The following is a 16,916-nucleotide window of genomic DNA, read 5'->3' as shown; positions in this document are numbered from 1 at the left end:
TTTTATACACATTACATAGCAAAGTAGCAATTTTTTCACTAAATGATAAAATACCAAACTACGATGAATAAATATCTCATTAACTTCGATGCATAAAAAACAATCAAAATTTTTTTAGGCACCTTATTAGGCACTTTTGAAAAGTTGAATTGAACATTAGCACTATAAAATCATTTAGTTAAGCGACGAATTCAGACTCCGCCAGCCTAATTAATTGATTTATAACGAATTTCAAACCATTTCATGTTGAAATTGTGCTGTAGGATGTACTGCATGACGACATTAAAGCTCTCCCACTACCTCTACTATCGAACCAATACATGATAGTTTCGTAAAACCATCCCGACCATTAGCCTTAATCTTCAATAGCCAATATAATCACTGGGGCAAGCCCTATATTCAGGAACCACGGAAACGGTCAAGGAATACATTGTCTTTTTCCAGCAGCAACTTAGGTTATTAGTCAACGCATGGCGGCAGCGTGAAATAGATGATTTTCATCTGAATATTGATAAGAGAATTGATGAACTCAGACGGGGGCTTACAAACTATTTCACCTCAATCATTAATGGAATTACCAATAGCTTGCAACTACTCAATAAATATCAATTCAGCTCCCTCACAGGGAGTTGAATTCAAAGTAAACATCAATAACTATTTATTATTCAATTTTCTTAAAAGAATTAGGCTTTTTTTACCATCACACTAAATTAATTATCCTTTGCTGAAATATATAATAGTTTTCATGTTAAGCCTTGCAAACATAAAAACATGATTCATTAGGTAGAAGTCTTATACCATGCATTATTTACCTGTTCGGCAATAATATTTATCGTTTTTACCTGATAGGGAGCACAACTAACTACATCGACCGAATCTAAATCAAATATTGCGATGTTATAGCCCTCATCTCCGAAGTGGCTTTTATATGCAATTGCATCATACCCAGCACTGCGAAAAAGCTCAGCCAGTATTTGAGTCGGTGCGTAATCAGCCTTATCATCCGACCGCGTAACTGGCGTTGAAAATGCGTTATCAATATCAGTCCAAACAGCTTTCTCTTTCTGTTGTGCTGTAAGCTCTTTTACACCGAGTATATAACTAAAAATAGGCCCAGAAAGTGAGGACTTACCATGACCAAGCGAAAGATCGAGTACCCTCAATGGAGATAAAAGTTTGCATGTTGCTAAAGAAACATTAGCACCGACCCAAGGCCGCACTTCAGAAATCGCAGTCTTTACTGTTGTACCTACATATAGCACTGGAATGCCTTAGGGATTTGCACGCCCTTCTTTGGCTCTATCAACCAAAGGCTTCATACGAGAAGCTCTAAAACCTAACATATCCTCTTCGATCCAGTTGCCATCATTATCGGTCCTATCACAAATATCTATACCAAGCTGAGCCCTATAAAAAATGCTCCCCTCTTTCAACTCACGATCTCGTCCCTTGATTGTAGCTAGAACAGTATCAAAGAATACATTCTGCTCTTTACTTAAGATGTAACGGCTAGTCTTGCGAACATAGTCTGCGAATTGTGAATAACTGTCCTAACAAGCAAACTCAGACTGATGAATTAAATTCTTCTTACTAACAGCCATATACGAACCCGCTAAACAAAATTTCTGTTTGTAAATTTCTCAGTCTAATGCATATTATTGATTCTGTTAAATCCCCTATCTATTCAATTGATGTGAAACACAAATAACCGACTCATTTAACATTAATAGCTTCAGTAACCAACACTGTAAAGCTAATCACAAGGAATAAATACTATTGGAATATCAATATTCTTTGCCTATCAAAACCATGGTTACTTGCAAAACTAAGGTATTCATTTAATAACTCTGGTGGCATAGTTGGAGTACGTGATAGCACCCATAGATAATCTTTATTAGGTCCAACAACTAATGAATATTGATAGTTATCATCTAGCTTAATAATATTATAGCCGTCGTAAAAGGGCCCAAAGAATGAAACCTTTAAAGCCCCAGTATCCGAGGATTCAACAAAGTAAGCTTTCCCTATACTCTCTTTCCATTTTTTACTTTCAGAATTCCATCCTCTATTCACTACTTTTACACCTCCGTCATTACGAAGAGAATAGTTAGCAGAGACTTTACTTAATCCTTTTTCAAATCGATTATCTATTCTCGCTACTTCATGCCATTCGCCAAGGTAACGTGATAAATCAAACTTCTCAACAGGTGATATATCTTTTGGCACTTTAACGCTACATCCGTTAAGTAGAAGCATACTTAAAAACATAAAAATTGACTTCACTCGCATGGTAACTCCGTTGAATATTTCTCGATGAGATACTATCCTACAAAAAATTTGTGGCGTTACCTAACCAATTAGGTAAGGCTATTGATGATAATAACAAAAGAAAACCAAATAATAAGTATTGAAAAATATAAAGCATACGGATAAATAGCTCTTTTAATATCATAGAGTATACCCTTTATTGCTAATGTAGATTGATCGCCCAAAATAAGTACTAACACTTAAAATATAGCAGCTCATTTTCATTTGTCAGGTATCACTAACTACGGCAATTCCACATAAAAATGAGGGTTTAACCCCAATCTTACTGCTGTATACAGCTAGAAATAGTCATCGAATTGTTCTGCTATAATTAAAAATGATCTTTTGAAACTTATAACTTCAAACTTTAAAGGAAGACAATATGTTAAAAAAAATCAGTTTCCTCATCTGCTCATTAGTTGTTGCTTTCACATTAACTGCCTGTAATACCACTAAAGGTGTTGGTGAAGATATAGAAGCAGGAGGAGAAGCAATACAAAGAGCAGCCCAGTAAACATTAATGCTCTTATTTCAAATGCTAGAGGGTATATTTATTTTGAATCCTCTAGTATTTCCTTATTCATTTAACGAGACTCCAATTTGTATTTTCTTTTCCGTATTTGCTTACACTTTATTCATGTAAAACATTTATAAATATGTCTATGCTGATAGTGTGTTCTAAACTATTGTATCAGTTTATTTTGCCTCGATATTTGGGGCTTTTCTTTGCTTTTCAATTTTTTTATAAATAAAGGCCATCAGCTATTAACTGAAGGCCTAAGAAACTACAAAAAATCAGATTTTAATAATGCCACTTTCAAAATATAACTATATTAATTTTAAAATACACTTTCTAACATAATGGTTTTTCCAAAAAATCATTATCATCAAGTATCCATAATGGCTCCATATTACTATCTTTTTTGATAACTAATGATGGGTCTGAACGTAAACATGCTCCACCATAGTGACCTCCGACAGTAAATGTGCAGACTTGAATAAAACGCCCTGCAACGTTTGGCAAGCACCATAATTGTTGGTAAATATTTTCCTGTTTATCGAATTGGCCAGAAGTCTCATCTAAAATCGTGTCGCACTCACCTATCAAACCGATATTGTCACCACAGCGGCCTGCTATTGGCTTTATTGCATAACCACTCGAGCGTAACTCGTCACTGATATCAAAACTTGTATTCAAAAGATAGGGATGATAGGGAAATAACGACCAAAGAATAGGTAATATCGCTTTATTACTTGGAATGACTGCCCATAAAGGCTCAAAGACACGAATCTCAGGCTTTAATAATACATCAACTAGTCTGACGTCATTATATTCTGAGTGTCCGGTACGAATTTGTAGCGCTGAATGCTCATAGTCTTTCTCACATTCCTGCCGAATTTGCTCAAGAGCAGTTTCCCACGCCCATGTTTTCCAAACACACTCTAATATACGGCCATCACTATCAACGACTTGACCTGTTTCATTCCAAAATAATTCGTCTAAACCATGAATAATTTTATAATCGAATCCCGATTCAGTAATTGCATGCGCCATGTATTGCGAATGATAATCTTCTTCACTATCTACATCCTGCATAATATGAATAAACGGTTTAGCTGAAGAATGTTCCCATGTACTAGAAAGTAATTCAGTTAAGTAACCACTTGGGTTTTTGCCATCTTTCAGCTGCCCTACTTTTGCCCACTTATCAATAATTACCCCTGCCTCTGTATGACAAGAAGCTGAATCCGCATTATATTCATAGACTTTTAACCCTCGCTCATCCAAACAAAAGTCTAATCTTCCTGTGATCATATCATGACGTCGATTCTTCCAGGATAAACGTATGCGAGGCCAAAGTATTTCTGGAATATTAAAAAGTTTCAATAACTTATCACTCTTTAATACTTTTTCTGTCGCATGCAGATACATAAGATGAACTTCATTGGTTGCTTGTATCAGTTTATTTTCAGCGGTACTAGATATTGTAAAATATTCATGAAGAGCGCTATTTAGCGCGCGACCTTGTCTAGCTTGAATATATTTATTTTCTATGGGATTTGAGCTATTCAACCATTCGTTATTATAGTCAATCTTATTATCTATTTTAGCAGCATGAATCTTTAGCAACTCAGGATTAGTATACGGGCCTGAATAAGCATGCTCATCACTATCTGTTTGTATCATCCATCCCAAAATTTTAGTGTTTGGGAAAGTATCTGATAGTGTATATCTTCCTTTATCTCTTTTCAGAGACAATTCTCTTGTCCACTGCTGGCCTATGGGCAATTTATGGTGAATGACATTTTGCTCAGCGATACGTACTTTATCATCATAAACCTTGGTGATAATTGCTATATGGCCTGTTTTATTAAACTCACCCCCCTCATCCCAAATTAACAATGACCCCGCGGCAGGCTTAACAGGACTCCCATTAACAAAAGCTTTTAACGGTAAAATGTCATCATCAACTACGTGTCGTAGAAAGCGCAGAGAAAATACTTCATAGGCCATACCAACATCACTAAAAACAGTACCGTAATTGAGGTATAAAAAACGACGAGCAAACTCAACGCATTGCCATTTATAGCCCATATATTCATTGCCAATATAACTTCGAAAAGAAATATCTTTTTTATTTTCCACATTAGGCAATGAATCATAATCTGATGAGTATATTGCTACGCCTCCTGGAGCATATCCGAGTAAAGTTCCAAAAGGTTCGTATTCACTACTTAATAACCCCATGTTATAGCTCCATCTTAATAATAAATACATGCTAGCCATAACTATCAGTGTACGCCTATAAAATATGAAAAATCCATTTTTTTGATATAAGAAACTTATCAATACTTAGTTAAATAAAAGCAACCTGTTAGCACAAAAAAGCTCCCAAGAGAGATCGCCATTTATAGCAACAGTTCCGATGCTCCCTTCTGTGGGTTCTTAGTGTTTTAAATATGTCTGCTATATACCGAGTGAAAAGTGGTTTGATTACTATCTTTACAAAACAATGAGTTCTTTTATTTTCACTTTCAAAAAATGACCTATTTAGCGGTATAACTATTTACAAGAGTTACCCTCAGTTAAATAGACCATCCCTTTTAAGCCCCAACCTAGGGGCTATTTTTTGCCTTTAAAAAGCCTCTGTTTTCTTAAAAGCTCGCTGTTGCTGTCTTACACAGCCATCAATTTAAAATATTTGGAAATACTTTTGCGTATTTTGAAATACCAACTATATTTAAGGCGATATTTAATTGTATAAAGCAACATATTTAGCCCAACGCTGTGTGGGCTTTTTTTATCCATACAATTTCTGGTACTATAACTTTTAAGGCTCTCACCATTACAGAATCAAGATAAAATCACGTTTTCAAAAATATGAACCTTATACACAACCTCCCGATCACAACCATACTTATCGTTACCTCCCTATTTCTTTGCGTTGTATTTATTCTTATTAGTGATAACTATCAAGCAGACGTGACAACTCTATTCTTTAAAGCTTTTATATATCTACTTGCAGCTATCTCCTTCTTAAACTTACTTTTTTTAATTAGAACTTTCATTGGCTGGAACTAATGTAAGCACTCCGTTCTAATGTAATCTTGCAAATACAAAGTTTGTTTTTCGTTCTCAACTATCATTTTTCTGAGACGCCAATAATCTTGTTCAGCTGCTTCACTAAGTCGTGCGGAGCTTTCATTGCCTCCGCTTTCGAAGGTATTCGCTTCGGGTTTTGGACATTTGGCGTTGACGTACACGCGCTTAGTACCATTACTAACATCATTGCGCAGCTTATCAATTTCAGCTTTTGCATTTGAGAGATCCATTGTGTGAGTTTTGTCGAGTTCGTGAAGTGAGTTAATACGTTTTTGGTAATCCTCATTAATTTTGACCTACTCTGTCAACTCAACGAGTAGTCCGGCATTTTTGGTATTTAACTCACCTATCCTCTCGTGTTGTTTCCACATTCCCCATATGGCCACCCACGCAGCGATATATAACAATGCACTGACTGTATTCATGGTATCCACTATATAGATAATTAAAAGTTAACTTGCCGACTTTTGTAGTGTTCTATAACTTTCTGGCGCGTTTTTCTAAACTGGCTTTATCAATACCGCATGTATTGTCAGTGAGTCTGTTGGCGCCAAATACAATCATTGATATCGCGAGTAACATAAAGCAAATTACTACCACTATAAGTTTCCATGACATATAGCCGCCTCCGCTTCTCTGCGATTACCTCATCGTTATAGAAGATAAAGAAGCCGTACTGACCAGCTTTATTGATTACTTTGCACTTCACGCTTAACCTTTGATAGCATCAAGAATAGCCCTTTAAAAACAGGATAGACAGTATGCATAAAAACAAAGCTATATTAGTATGTTTTGTTATCGCTTTAGTAACAGCTTGTTCATCAAACACTAAACCCCTAACTAAGTCAGATACTTGCGAGATAAAAATGGATACTCCCGAAGGTAACTTGCCTGGGAAAATAGAGCAGTCCAGTGGAAATAGTCCCGAATGTAAAGCGATTGAAAGAGCTATAGATAAAGCTATCTAACATATGAATTAGACAGAAGCTAGTAAGCGAGTTTTCATTGCAGAAAAGCCCCAATCATGGGGCTCATTAAAAATTTACAGCTATTTATTGATAATGGTTACTCGCTTTACATCAACTTCTAATGAAGCCCACTCTTTATCAATTTCACCATCTAAACGAACTTTTGTTTCAGGTGTCACAACCTGTCCACGCCAGCGCCTATCATCAATATCTACAGCAATTGAGCCAGTACTATCTTTAAATTCGTAAAGCTCTTTACCAATCTGTTTAACAATATGACCTTCAAGTGAAACCCATGCATCATCAGGAAGCTCTTTCGCTTGAACGACAGTTGTTACTGCTTGAGCTGTTGCAACAAACCCACCTTTTGGACCAACAGAACCCTCATTCGAAACAAATCCACCAGCATGGTTATTAGCTAATACGCCAAATGAAGCTGCTGATAATACGAGCGCAATAACTGTCTTATTCATAATAATTCCTTTTGTCTGTTAATTTTTTATAGTTTATCAATTAAACCTTAACAGAATCTTAAGGCAAATAATTAACACTTTAGATCGGTTATTGCACATAGCAGCACATGTCACTCTGACCAATCGTGACAGAAAATCTTATGTTTATTTTAACTATAAAAAAGACCGCCTAAGCGATCTTTTATGAATAACTGATATAGCTCAGATGAAAAGTTTAACCTGACCATAAGTTTATTAAAGATTAAGAGTGAACATCACTCTCTACTCAGCGTCTTTTTCTTTAGTTAAACAATAACGCAAGTTTTGCCTAATAGCTTCAATAGACCAAATCCAAAAAGCAGTTCCAACAAACTCAGATATTAGTGCTTGATAACCAGCAGTCCAAAGCCAGCCAGACAATCCTAATAATGGTACAACTAAGCCATGAGCAAAAACAGAAACACCGATACCAAAACATATACCGTGTAATAATTTCACCTTAGGTAAGTATTCAGCGATAACACAATATATAACTGCAATAACTATCGAAAATAATATATGAACACCATTCCCGCCCCAATTAATACTATATCCCATCCAATGATAAGTCATAGTATCTATATTTAGCCCAAGCTTTTCTAACAAGACAATGGGAGGTGGGGTTGTTTCTAGCGTTCTCGGTGGAATCAAACCTTCAAAGCCAGATTTAACTAAAGCGGATAATATACCCGCAATAATACCAACATATATTGCTATACAAATATGCCTAGAGCTTTTCTTTGTCAATTTAAATAGATCAATCATTATACATACACGCCTTATGAATAGATATTATGAATATAGTAGAGAAAAGGACAATTGTTTATTATTAGTATAATTATTATTTTTAATGTGTTGGGATGCTTGAAGCATAGTAACAAAAGATGGCTCATTAAATATAAATAAAAAATCAACGACAATAAAAAATTCAATCGATACCCCTGCTCAGATCCCTGAGTAATTGTCATAGGGTTTAGCCAGTCAGCCTTGACATGCACCAGAATGAAAAAGTAACTCCCAACTTTGCGTGTGGATTTCAAGAACGGCAGACCTACCACTTGAAATTACTTTATCGTTATAGAGAAAAATTGAAGATATATTTTTATTATTTCAATAATCCGACACATAATAGCCATCAAAAAACAACATTCAAATAATGATTATTTTGCTTTTTAAAATAATAAGTTATATTAAAATAAGCATTAGGCAAGTCTCACTAAAAACAATGAGGATATTTTATGAAAAAAATATTATTTGCTAGCATCATTGCAACATCGTTAATGACCACTTCAGCTTTCGCCGCAACAGATGCAAAACCTGTATCTCAATGGACATGCGAAGATTTCTTAGCAATCGATGATGCATTTTATCCAACAGCAATTGGTGCTGCTGAGATTATTACCCAGAAAGGTAAGGTAGAAGACCCTACTTTAGATATTAGTGGTATTGAAACATCCACTCCGTTAATTGTTGAAGCTTGCGAAAAAGCTCCCAAAGAATCATTTATTCAAAAAGTCGAAGCTCATTTGAAAAAAATGTAATCTAAAGACCCCACCCCTCTGGTGGGGTTTTCTTTTATTGTGCATAACTACACATGTAACTATGAACAATCGTAACAGCAAGTCTTATGTTTGTTTTAGGTATAAAACCTGACATTACTGACGAGTCTATAACACGTGTAATATGATATATTTATACTTCGGGATGCTATTCTTTTCAAGACTCACCGATCTGCATTAGTTCAATTTGTATCCATACTCTTCACATTGTTCAATAACACTGCGATACTCACCACCTGCGGCTGCAATCAATGCATCAACAGTTCCTTCACCACCATCAGCAATCGGTAAACAAAGGTATTGGGCATCAGGGAATACACTTTTAAATCCTTTAGTTATGGCATTTGCGGTACATTCTGCACTCATGCTTTCCTTGAAATAATCAGGGGATATGATAATTTTCATATATGGCTACCTATAGAACGGTTAAGTAATCAGTTAAATAATATTGTTAATTTCGAAAAATATTATCGGTTATCAAAATACACATGCATTTTTACAAAGGTGCGCATATTACTGATAAATAGATTAGCTTATTAAATTGAGAGAATTATATTCAGCACCACTTTCTAAAAAACGTTTTAGCACTGAGTATAGCCATTAACTTCTATTTAGGCACTTTTGAAAAGTTGAATTGAACATTAGCACTATAAAATCATTTAGTTAAGCGACGAATTCAGACTCCGCCAGCCGATTTTTTAACTACACCTGCTTTTAATCAGGTCATACGATTTCATTATTTGTTTATCTAAAATTGAATTAATGATCGTCGCCTCAAGCAAGACATCATTGCATGAATAATCAACTATCTCTTTTCCTAGCACTGAATTATAATTAACATCATTATGATTACGTAGTAATATCACAATGAGTATTGGTGAGAAAGATAATTGAACGTGCATTGATATACCTTTTGAGGTAGAGGTATGTTTAACTGAAAAAAATGGTACAAATACCGTCCCTTTCCTACCAAAATCTTGGTCTGGCGCAAACCATATCGCTTTCCCACCTTTCAACTTTTACACCATAAATCTTAAAATTTTTCGGTCTATCATCCCTTTCCCTGATCTACATCGTCCTTTTTGTTTGAATGTATTCCATTACTTTGTTGTTATGTAGCCTATACATCGCATTAAACAGGAAAAAATTCCCATTATCCTACCGCCAACTCTAAAGACATAAATTGAACGCCAACTATAATTACCCCCCTTTATTTTTGGTAATTACTTCTTGATAGTTAGACATCCCTTTGACTTTAAATAGTTTTTTATTTTATTATCAATCCAAAACCATACAATACCTGTTTCAAATAATGCAATACCTAACGACTTTAAGCTTTTAGTAACTAGGACATCTATCTCTCTGGTTCTTTTATTTGGGAAACATAGCTCTAAATTTCTTTTTATAGTTGAAGCTATTCTTTTAATAAAATACTTCGAATTATCTCCCCAAAATATACCAAGTTTAACTTGCCATTTATAAGGAAATTGAACCAATAAAAACAAAAATACAATTGCTAACCATGTCATAGTATATTTAGGATGGAATAATTTTATAGAAAACAAATTCTTGGCATACATCATATTTCTCAATACTTAGTCTTTGCGATATGCAATGCATTTAAGACTGTTACTTTCAATTTAAATTCAGAAAATCTGATTAGATGTATATCAATATCACTGTTTAATCGAAAAATTCTCGATGAGACCATGAAAAATGTGGATATCTAAACCGATATGAATACATCCTATCACTAAACAAATATACTGAAATACGTTATCATTCCATATTAGAACTCACTAGCGATGATATTAGTTATAACTACTATCTGATTACCTGTTTTTTAAATAAGTTACTTCAGTGTACTTACTCATGGTTAACGTTATTGATGAGTTTTTTCCACCAGCTATCGAGATAAAAAATAATACATCAAGGTATTATTGCCTAGAGGTCAACATAACGTATTTTGATACGAGTATATTGTTCTCAAAGTGAAACCCATATAGAAGAAACTCTCGACGAAAACGGGTAGTGTTAAACCTTTACAAATATAAACTGGCTATCATTTAAATAAAGGTATAGATTCAAACAGCTCATTAAAGAAGCTAACACTAAAAGCGAGCATGCACGAAAAGACTATTTGGCAACATATAATAAGACATAAGTAAATCTAGAATGTTTAGCCCCTCATTAGTCATGTGAATCTATTTTCAATTTATTATTTATCTTCATAAAATAATAAATTTGTTGTGATTTAATAAAGTTAGCTTCCTAAACAGTCATGATATACTCACCCCAGAAAACACTAAAGTCCCAATGAAAAAAGAAATTTTAAGATAGCGATTTAAACATGAAGCAACTCAGTTGGTTATCATTCAAAATTACACCGCTCCTGGGTTGGATAATTACAGAACAAACAATAGAATAAAACATCATAAACATCCCCAATAACCCTTAAAAAATATAGGAATATGCTAAACAATTTTCCCTACATGTAAATGCCTTATATTTCTATATATTACATCAAATATATTAGCCAATATCTAATATAAACAATTAATTAGGCCTATTCATCGAGGGCTAAAAAATTATTCAGCCAGTCAAACTAATCTCGTTAGCCTAGCATTATATTTATGATATTTGTTAAAAGCTAGCTATCTAGTTTAGACATTATTTTAGAAAGAAAATTAACAAACCAATTTTGAGCTAATGTATTCAACGCTAAGCAACTTGCTCTATTACTATACTTTTTGTGCGAAACAAGAAAACCAAAAGATTAAAATTTGAACAGCATCAACCTATGACATACTAAATGAGTTTACTATTTTATTAACATAGTAAACATTTTTAAGGATATTCGCCAACACCACAATATTCATAACATAAAAGGAATAATAATATGCCTAAACTCCCAGACATAACTTTAATCGACCGTTTTAAGTTGGGGAAGCATGTTGATCCATTTGCAACCTTAGGCATGCATAAAACAGCGTCAGCACTTGAGATCCGAGTGTTATTCCCTGGCGCCACTCAAATTCAATTAATTGATATGCATAATAACGAAAAAATAGTAACGTTAACCCAAGTCGATTCTGGAGGTTTTTTTGTTGGCATCATTCCTTGTCGTTCCGAGCCATTTCCTTATAAACTCCTTGTACAATGGGATGATTGTGACTATTTAATTGACGACCCCTACCAATTTCCTTCATTGCTATCCCCTTTTGACCATTGGTTACTTAAAAAAGGAAAGCATTTACGTCCTTATGAAATTCTTGGGGCACACCCTGCACATATTGGAAACATCGCTGGAATCCGCTTTTGTGTGTGGGCCCCAAATGCCCAGTGTGTTTCTGTCATCGGTGATTTCAATGCTTGGAATGAACAACGTCACCCAATGAGATTTCATTTAGAAAGTGGTATTTGGGAATTATTCATTCCAGAAGCGACGCAAAAACAATTATATAAGTATCAATTAATCACTAAACAAGGTAATACAATACAAAAAGCAGATCCCTATGCTTTTCAATCTCAATTACGCCCCGAAACTGCATCCGTCATATGTGAGTTACCTACTAAAATAGTAATGACTGAAATCCAAAGTAGAGCAAACTTCCCTACCGAGCCGATGCTAATTTATGAAGTACATTTAGGATCTTGGTGCCGACATACAAAAAATAATACTTGGCTAAATTACCAAGAGCTAGCCGAGAAGCTTATTTACTATGTAAAAGATATGGGATTTACTCATATTGAAATACTGCCAATTCACGAACATCCATTTGATGGTTCTTGGGGCTATCAACCTATTGGCTTATATGCGCCAACAAGTCGATTTGGTTCTCCAGCGGACTTTCGCCAATTTGTAGAAATAGCACACACAGAAGGAGTTAATGTATTATTGGATTGGGTTCCTGGTCATTTTCCTAAAGATCCCCATGGATTAGCTCTATTTGATGGTACTCCCTTATATGAATATGCCGACCCTAAAGAGGGAGTTCAACAGGATTGGCATACCCTAATTTATAATTACGCTCGCCCTGAAGTGTGTAATTTCCTCTCAGGAAATATACTGTATTGGCAAGAGTGTTTTGGGGTTGACGGTTTTCGCGTTGATGCAGTTAGCTCTATCTTGTATCGCGATTATAGCCGCTTAGAAGGAGAATGGCTGCCGAACAAATATGGTGGAAATCATAATCTTGAGGCTATTGAATTTCTACGTGAAACTAACCGAATCCTCTCAGTAATATGTCCAGGTGTTGCAACCTTTGCCGAAGAGTCAACAGATTTCCCACAAGTCACGATAGCGCATGGTAGTTCTGGATTAGGTTTTCAATACAAATGGAATTTGGGGTGGATGAATGACACCTTATTTTATATGCAACAACCTCCTGAATTACGCAAACATCATCATCAAAAAATGTCTTTTGGCATGCTGTATGCTTTCAGCGAATACTTCATTTTACCCATTTCTCATGATGAAGTCGTACATGGTAAACAGGCATTGCTGAATCGAATGCCTGGAACATTATGGCAAAAATTTGCCAATCTAAGAGCCTATTTTGGTTTCATGTGGGGATATCCAGGTAAGAAATTAATTTTTATGGGATGTGAATTCGCACAAGAAAAAGAATGGAATCATGATTGTGCCCTTGATTGGGATCTATTAAAAAAACCGCATGGGCTTCATTCTGGTATACAGAATCTTATTCGCGATTTAAATCATTGTTATCTAGAGAACCCGCCTTTTTATGCCTGTGATTACCAAATTGAAGGCTTTGAATGGCTAGTTGTCGATGATGATAAAAACTCAGTATTTGCATTCGCCCGATATGATGATCAACATCGTGAAATCATTGTGGTGAGTAACTTTGCAGAACAGACTTATCACAATTATCGAATTGGTGTTAATGATTGGGGATATTACCGAGAACGAATAAATACAGATTCTTTTTTTTATGGGGGGAACAACAGAGGTAATCTAGGTGGTGTACAAAGTGAAGCATATGACAGTCATGGAAAATCGTATTCACTACGTCTTACTCTGCCACCACTCACCACTATTTATTTAATTCAAGATGTTAGGTAATTATTTGCAAAATTTCCTATTACAATCAGTAGCTCACATCAAATAATTTCATCATTTATTGAATGTAATACTCGCAGATATCCAGCACCGTAATAAATTAACATCGTCTTCGTTTAATTCAAAAATAGGATCTGTTCTTCGGTCAGGAGAAATTATGGCTCAATTAAAAAATAATAACCAATTAATGCTAGCTCGGCATTTGCCGAAAAAAGCTGTCGCACTCATTCTAGCTGGTGGTCGCGGAAGTCGCTTAAAGGATCTAACAGCTAGGCGTGCAAAACCTGCCGTTCATTTCGGTGGTAAATTTCGTATTATAGATTTTGCTTTATCAAATTGTTTGAACTCTGGGATCCGTAAAATTGGTGTAATTACTCAGTACCATTCCCACACATTGGTGCAACATATTCAACGCGGTTGGTCATTCTTAAATGAAGAAATGAATGAATTTGTCGACCTTTTACCTGCTCAGCAACGAGAAACAACTGATGAATGGTATAAAGGAACTGCTGATGCAATATATCAAAATTTAGATATTATCTACCGCTATAATTCTGAATTTGTTGTCATTTTAGCGGGTGATCACATTTACAAAATGGATTACTCTCAATTGTTATTAGACCACGTTGAACACGATGCTAAATGCACGGTGGCGTGTATTACTGTGCCACGCCAAGAAGCATATGCATTCGGTATAATGGAAATAGATGAGTATCGCCATATTCTTCAATTTTTGGAAAAACCAGAAAATCCGCCCGGATTACCTCATAATCCAACCCACTCACTCGCAAGTATGGGAATTTATGTCTTTAACCGTGATTACTTATTCGAATTATTAGAGGAAGACCATCGTGATCCTAATTCAAGCCATGATTTTGGAAACGATATTATCCCAAAGATAACTAAACAAGGTCAGGCATTTGCTCATCCATTTGAATTATCTTGCGTAGTAAGTACACCAGATGCTCCCCCCTATTGGAGAAATGTGGGGACACTAGAAGCCTATTTGTCAGCGAATTTGGATTTAGCATCTGTAACGCCACAACTTGATATGTATGACCGAAATTGGCCAATCCATACCTATATGGAACCGTTACCTCCTACAAAATTTGTTCAAGACCTTCAGGGGAGTCATGGCATAACGATAAATTCATTGATTTCTGGTGGATGCATTATCTCGGGGTCTGTTCTGCTCAATTCTGTTCTTTTTCCTCGTATCCGAATTAATTCATTCTGTTCATTAGATTCTGTCATATTACTGCCCGATGTCACTCTGGGACGATCTTGCCGTTTACGGCGCTGCATTATTGATCGTGCTTGTATCCTGCCAGAAGGCACAATTATTGGTGAAAATGCCAAAGATGATAGTGAACGTTTTTATCGTTCTGAAGAGGGTACGGTCTTAGTAACACGAGAAATGCTAGCCCGCTTAACAAATTAAAGGGAATAAATATGAAAATTTTACATATTTGTGCAGAGTTTTTCCCTTTATTAAAAACTGGAGGACTTGCAGATGTTATGGGAGCTTTACCTGCAGCTCAAATAAAAGCGGGAGCAGATGTCCGTTTATTGATCCCTGCTTATCCAGCTTTACAAGAAGAGTTTTCTTATACTACACATGTCGTAAACCTAAATACTTTTGCAGGTTTTGTAACTTTGCGTTACGGTACTTATAACAATGTAGGCATTTATTTGATTGATGCACCTCATTTGTACCAACGAACTGGAGGTCCTTATCAAGATGCTCATAAACAAGACCATGAAGATAATTATCTCCGTTTTGCTATATTAGGATGGATAGCAAGTGAGATTTCATGTGGTATTGATGATAATTGGCAACCCGATATTTTACATGCTCATGATTGGCATGCTGGATTAGCATGTGCATACTTGATCGCTCGTGGTCGACCGATTCCCTCAGTCTTCACAATCCATAATTTAGCATACAGAGGGTCGTTTCCGAGTGCTCTCTTCCATAAAATCGGATTAGCAAATTCATTTTTTAGTATTAATGGATTAGAGTTTTACGGTGAAATGTCTTATTTAAAAGCAGGAGTTTATTACGCAGATCAAGTAACAACTGTAAGCCCTACTTACGCAAAAGAAATTACCTATTCAGAATACGGGTATGGCCTTGAAGGGCTATTAAAAACTCGCTATGAGCAAGGGTGTTTGCATGGGATTTTAAATGGTATTGATACCACTGTATGGAACCCCAAAAATGATAAAATACTATCATATCCATATGATACCAAAAATATTCAAACCAAATTACGCAATAAAGCCAAACTTCAGGCTAATCTATCATTAACTGTCGATAACAAGAAACTCATATTCGGCATTATCAGCCGTTTAACCGAGCAAAAAGGTTTGGACTTAGTATTAGCTATTTTACCTGCACTTATTCATCGTGGCGGGCAGTTTGTTCTGTTGGGAAATGGCGATCCACAGCTCGAAAATTGCTTTAAAGAAATATCTAAACTTTATCCTCATAGCATCAGTGTTAATATTTGCTATAACGAATCCTTATCTCATCAAATTATTGCAGGCGCAGACATCATAATGGTACCTAGCCGTTTTGAGCCCTGTGGATTAACTCAATTATATGGACTGGCTTATGGAACCTTACCACTTGTTCGTCATACAGGTGGTTTAGCAGATACGGTAATAGATTGTACATCAAAAAACTTAACCAAACGTATCGCAACAGGCTTTACATTTGATATGGCAACTTCAGATGCTTTATATAGTACGGTTCAGCGAGCATTTACACTTTGGGAAAAAGCAAATATTTGGGAGCAGGTTCAGCATAATGCGATGACACAGGATTTTGGCTGGCATATCTCTGCTAACGCTTATTTATCGATTTATCAACAATTACTTTCATCAGATTAAGGATTTTTG

The 16,916-nt window shown here is 35.5% G+C and carries 15 protein-coding genes and 2 pseudogenes; 6 read left to right on the top strand and 11 right to left on the bottom strand.

Features of this window, described 5'->3' with window-relative positions:
- Window positions 1-779: 779 nt before the first annotated feature.
- Window positions 780-1,262, bottom strand: coding sequence for an RES family NAD+ phosphorylase (locus PR834_RS08565; protein ID WP_217007769.1), 483 nt, complete (start codon window positions 1,260-1,262; stop codon window positions 780-782).
- Between the two features lie 511 nt (window positions 1,263-1,773).
- Complete coding sequence (locus PR834_RS08560; protein ID WP_272536593.1) at window positions 1,774-2,289, bottom strand: lipocalin family protein; 516 nt, start codon at window positions 2,287-2,289, stop codon at window positions 1,774-1,776.
- A 400-nt stretch (window positions 2,290-2,689) separates the two neighbouring features.
- Between PR834_RS08560 and PR834_RS08555 the strand changes: the two genes are divergently transcribed.
- Window positions 2,690-2,821 carry an entericidin A/B family lipoprotein gene (locus tag PR834_RS08555; RefSeq protein WP_004261473.1) on the top strand — a complete coding sequence of 44 codons (132 nt, stop codon included), beginning with the start codon at window positions 2,690-2,692 and terminating at the stop codon, window positions 2,819-2,821.
- Between the two features lie 339 nt (window positions 2,822-3,160).
- On the opposite strand, the gene gss is transcribed toward PR834_RS08555, so the two are convergent.
- The 4 genes and pseudogenes from gss to PR834_RS08540 all read right to left on the bottom strand — a co-directional run bounded on the left by gss (window position 3,161) and on the right by PR834_RS08540 (window position 6,529).
- On the bottom strand, window positions 3,161-5,056 hold the full coding sequence (gene gss / locus PR834_RS08550; RefSeq protein WP_272536592.1) for a bifunctional glutathionylspermidine amidase/synthase: 1,896 nt from the start codon (window positions 5,054-5,056) through the stop codon (window positions 3,161-3,163).
- 830 nt (window positions 5,057-5,886) lie between these two features.
- Window positions 5,887-6,207, bottom strand: a pseudogene (locus tag PR834_RS08545) (lysis protein); the annotation flags it as partial.
- A complete protein-coding gene (locus PR834_RS20390; protein WP_336298231.1) occupies window positions 6,208-6,336 on the bottom strand; it encodes a hypothetical protein in 129 nt (42 codons plus the stop codon).
- Between the two features lie 52 nt (window positions 6,337-6,388).
- Window positions 6,389-6,529 (bottom strand): hypothetical protein, encoded by a 141-nt coding sequence (locus PR834_RS08540; RefSeq protein WP_164564164.1) that lies wholly within the window; start codon window positions 6,527-6,529, stop codon window positions 6,389-6,391.
- Between the two features lie 143 nt (window positions 6,530-6,672).
- Between PR834_RS08540 and PR834_RS08535 the strand changes: the two genes are divergently transcribed.
- On the top strand, window positions 6,673-6,879 hold the full coding sequence (locus PR834_RS08535) for a thiamine biosynthesis protein ApbE (protein ID WP_115167615.1): 207 nt from the start codon (window positions 6,673-6,675) through the stop codon (window positions 6,877-6,879).
- An 80-nt stretch (window positions 6,880-6,959) separates the two neighbouring features.
- Here the strand turns inward: PR834_RS08535 and PR834_RS08530 are convergent, their stop codons facing one another.
- The gene (locus tag PR834_RS08530; protein ID WP_115167616.1) at window positions 6,960-7,352 is read right to left on the bottom strand and encodes a YgiW/YdeI family stress tolerance OB fold protein; all 393 of its coding nucleotides are present in this window, start codon (window positions 7,350-7,352) and stop codon (window positions 6,960-6,962) included.
- Window positions 7,353-7,613: 261 nt separating this feature from the next.
- A complete protein-coding gene (locus PR834_RS08525) occupies window positions 7,614-8,135 on the bottom strand; it encodes a YagU family protein (RefSeq protein WP_272536591.1) in 522 nt (173 codons plus the stop codon).
- Window positions 8,136-8,608: 473 nt separating this feature from the next.
- Here PR834_RS08525 and hdeA point away from each other — a divergent pair, with 473 nt between their 5' ends.
- A complete protein-coding gene (gene hdeA / locus PR834_RS08520; protein WP_180312535.1) occupies window positions 8,609-8,911 on the top strand; it encodes an acid-activated periplasmic chaperone HdeA in 303 nt (100 codons plus the stop codon).
- A 231-nt stretch (window positions 8,912-9,142) separates the two neighbouring features.
- Here hdeA and PR834_RS08515 read toward each other — a convergent pair.
- From PR834_RS08515 to PR834_RS20440, 3 genes and pseudogenes are all read right to left on the bottom strand, one after another.
- Window positions 9,143-9,334: pseudogene (locus PR834_RS08515) on the bottom strand (glycerate kinase); the annotation flags it as partial.
- A gap of 293 nt (window positions 9,335-9,627) precedes the next feature.
- Window positions 9,628-9,945, bottom strand: coding sequence for an LpxL/LpxP family acyltransferase (locus tag PR834_RS08510; protein WP_272536590.1), 318 nt, complete (start codon window positions 9,943-9,945; stop codon window positions 9,628-9,630).
- Between the two features lie 207 nt (window positions 9,946-10,152).
- Entirely contained in the window at window positions 10,153-10,509 is a 357-nt protein-coding gene (locus PR834_RS20440; protein WP_371021499.1) for an LpxL/LpxP family acyltransferase, read from the bottom strand.
- Window positions 10,510-11,828: 1,319 nt separating this feature from the next.
- On the opposite strand from PR834_RS20440, the gene glgB reads away from it, so the two are divergent.
- From glgB to glgA, 3 genes are all read left to right on the top strand, one after another.
- The gene (gene glgB, locus PR834_RS08505; RefSeq protein ID WP_272536589.1) at window positions 11,829-14,015 is read left to right on the top strand and encodes a 1,4-alpha-glucan branching protein GlgB; all 2,187 of its coding nucleotides are present in this window, start codon (window positions 11,829-11,831) and stop codon (window positions 14,013-14,015) included.
- Window positions 14,016-14,169: 154 nt separating this feature from the next.
- A complete protein-coding gene (gene glgC, locus PR834_RS08500) occupies window positions 14,170-15,453 on the top strand; it encodes a glucose-1-phosphate adenylyltransferase (protein WP_272536588.1) in 1,284 nt (427 codons plus the stop codon).
- An 11-nt stretch (window positions 15,454-15,464) separates the two neighbouring features.
- The gene (glgA, locus tag PR834_RS08495) at window positions 15,465-16,907 is read left to right on the top strand and encodes a glycogen synthase GlgA (protein ID WP_272536587.1); all 1,443 of its coding nucleotides are present in this window, start codon (window positions 15,465-15,467) and stop codon (window positions 16,905-16,907) included.
- The last annotated feature ends 9 nt before the right edge of the window (window positions 16,908-16,916 follow it).

The sequence above is a fragment of the Providencia sp. PROV182 genome (assembly GCF_028480325.1).
GTDB lineage: Bacteria > Pseudomonadota > Gammaproteobacteria > Enterobacterales > Enterobacteriaceae > Providencia > Providencia hangzhouensis.
This window is presented reverse-complemented; position numbering and strand designations above follow the sequence as displayed.

Coding starts and splice junctions, on each gene's coding strand:
- PR834_RS08560 (WP_272536593.1), bottom strand. CDS start 2,289: ATGCGAGTGAAGTCAATTTTTATGTTTTTAAGTATGCTTCTACTTAAC.
- PR834_RS08555 (WP_004261473.1), top strand. CDS start 2,690: ATGTTAAAAAAAATCAGTTTCCTCATCTGCTCATTAGTTGTTGCTTTC.
- gss (WP_272536592.1), bottom strand. CDS start 5,056: ATGGGGTTATTAAGTAGTGAATACGAACCTTTTGGAACTTTACTCGGA.
- PR834_RS20390 (WP_336298231.1), bottom strand. CDS start 6,336: ATGAATACAGTCAGTGCATTGTTATATATCGCTGCGTGGGTGGCCATA.
- PR834_RS08540 (WP_164564164.1), bottom strand. CDS start 6,529: ATGTCATGGAAACTTATAGTGGTAGTAATTTGCTTTATGTTACTCGCG.
- PR834_RS08535 (WP_115167615.1), top strand. CDS start 6,673: ATGCATAAAAACAAAGCTATATTAGTATGTTTTGTTATCGCTTTAGTA.
- PR834_RS08530 (WP_115167616.1), bottom strand. CDS start 7,352: ATGAATAAGACAGTTATTGCGCTCGTATTATCAGCAGCTTCATTTGGC.
- PR834_RS08525 (WP_272536591.1), bottom strand. CDS start 8,135: ATGATTGATCTATTTAAATTGACAAAGAAAAGCTCTAGGCATATTTGT.
- hdeA (WP_180312535.1), top strand. CDS start 8,609: ATGAAAAAAATATTATTTGCTAGCATCATTGCAACATCGTTAATGACC.
- PR834_RS20440 (WP_371021499.1), bottom strand. CDS start 10,509: ATGTATGCCAAGAATTTGTTTTCTATAAAATTATTCCATCCTAAATAT.
- glgB (WP_272536589.1), top strand. CDS start 11,829: ATGCCTAAACTCCCAGACATAACTTTAATCGACCGTTTTAAGTTGGGG.
- glgC (WP_272536588.1), top strand. CDS start 14,170: ATGGCTCAATTAAAAAATAATAACCAATTAATGCTAGCTCGGCATTTG.
- glgA (WP_272536587.1), top strand. CDS start 15,465: ATGAAAATTTTACATATTTGTGCAGAGTTTTTCCCTTTATTAAAAACT.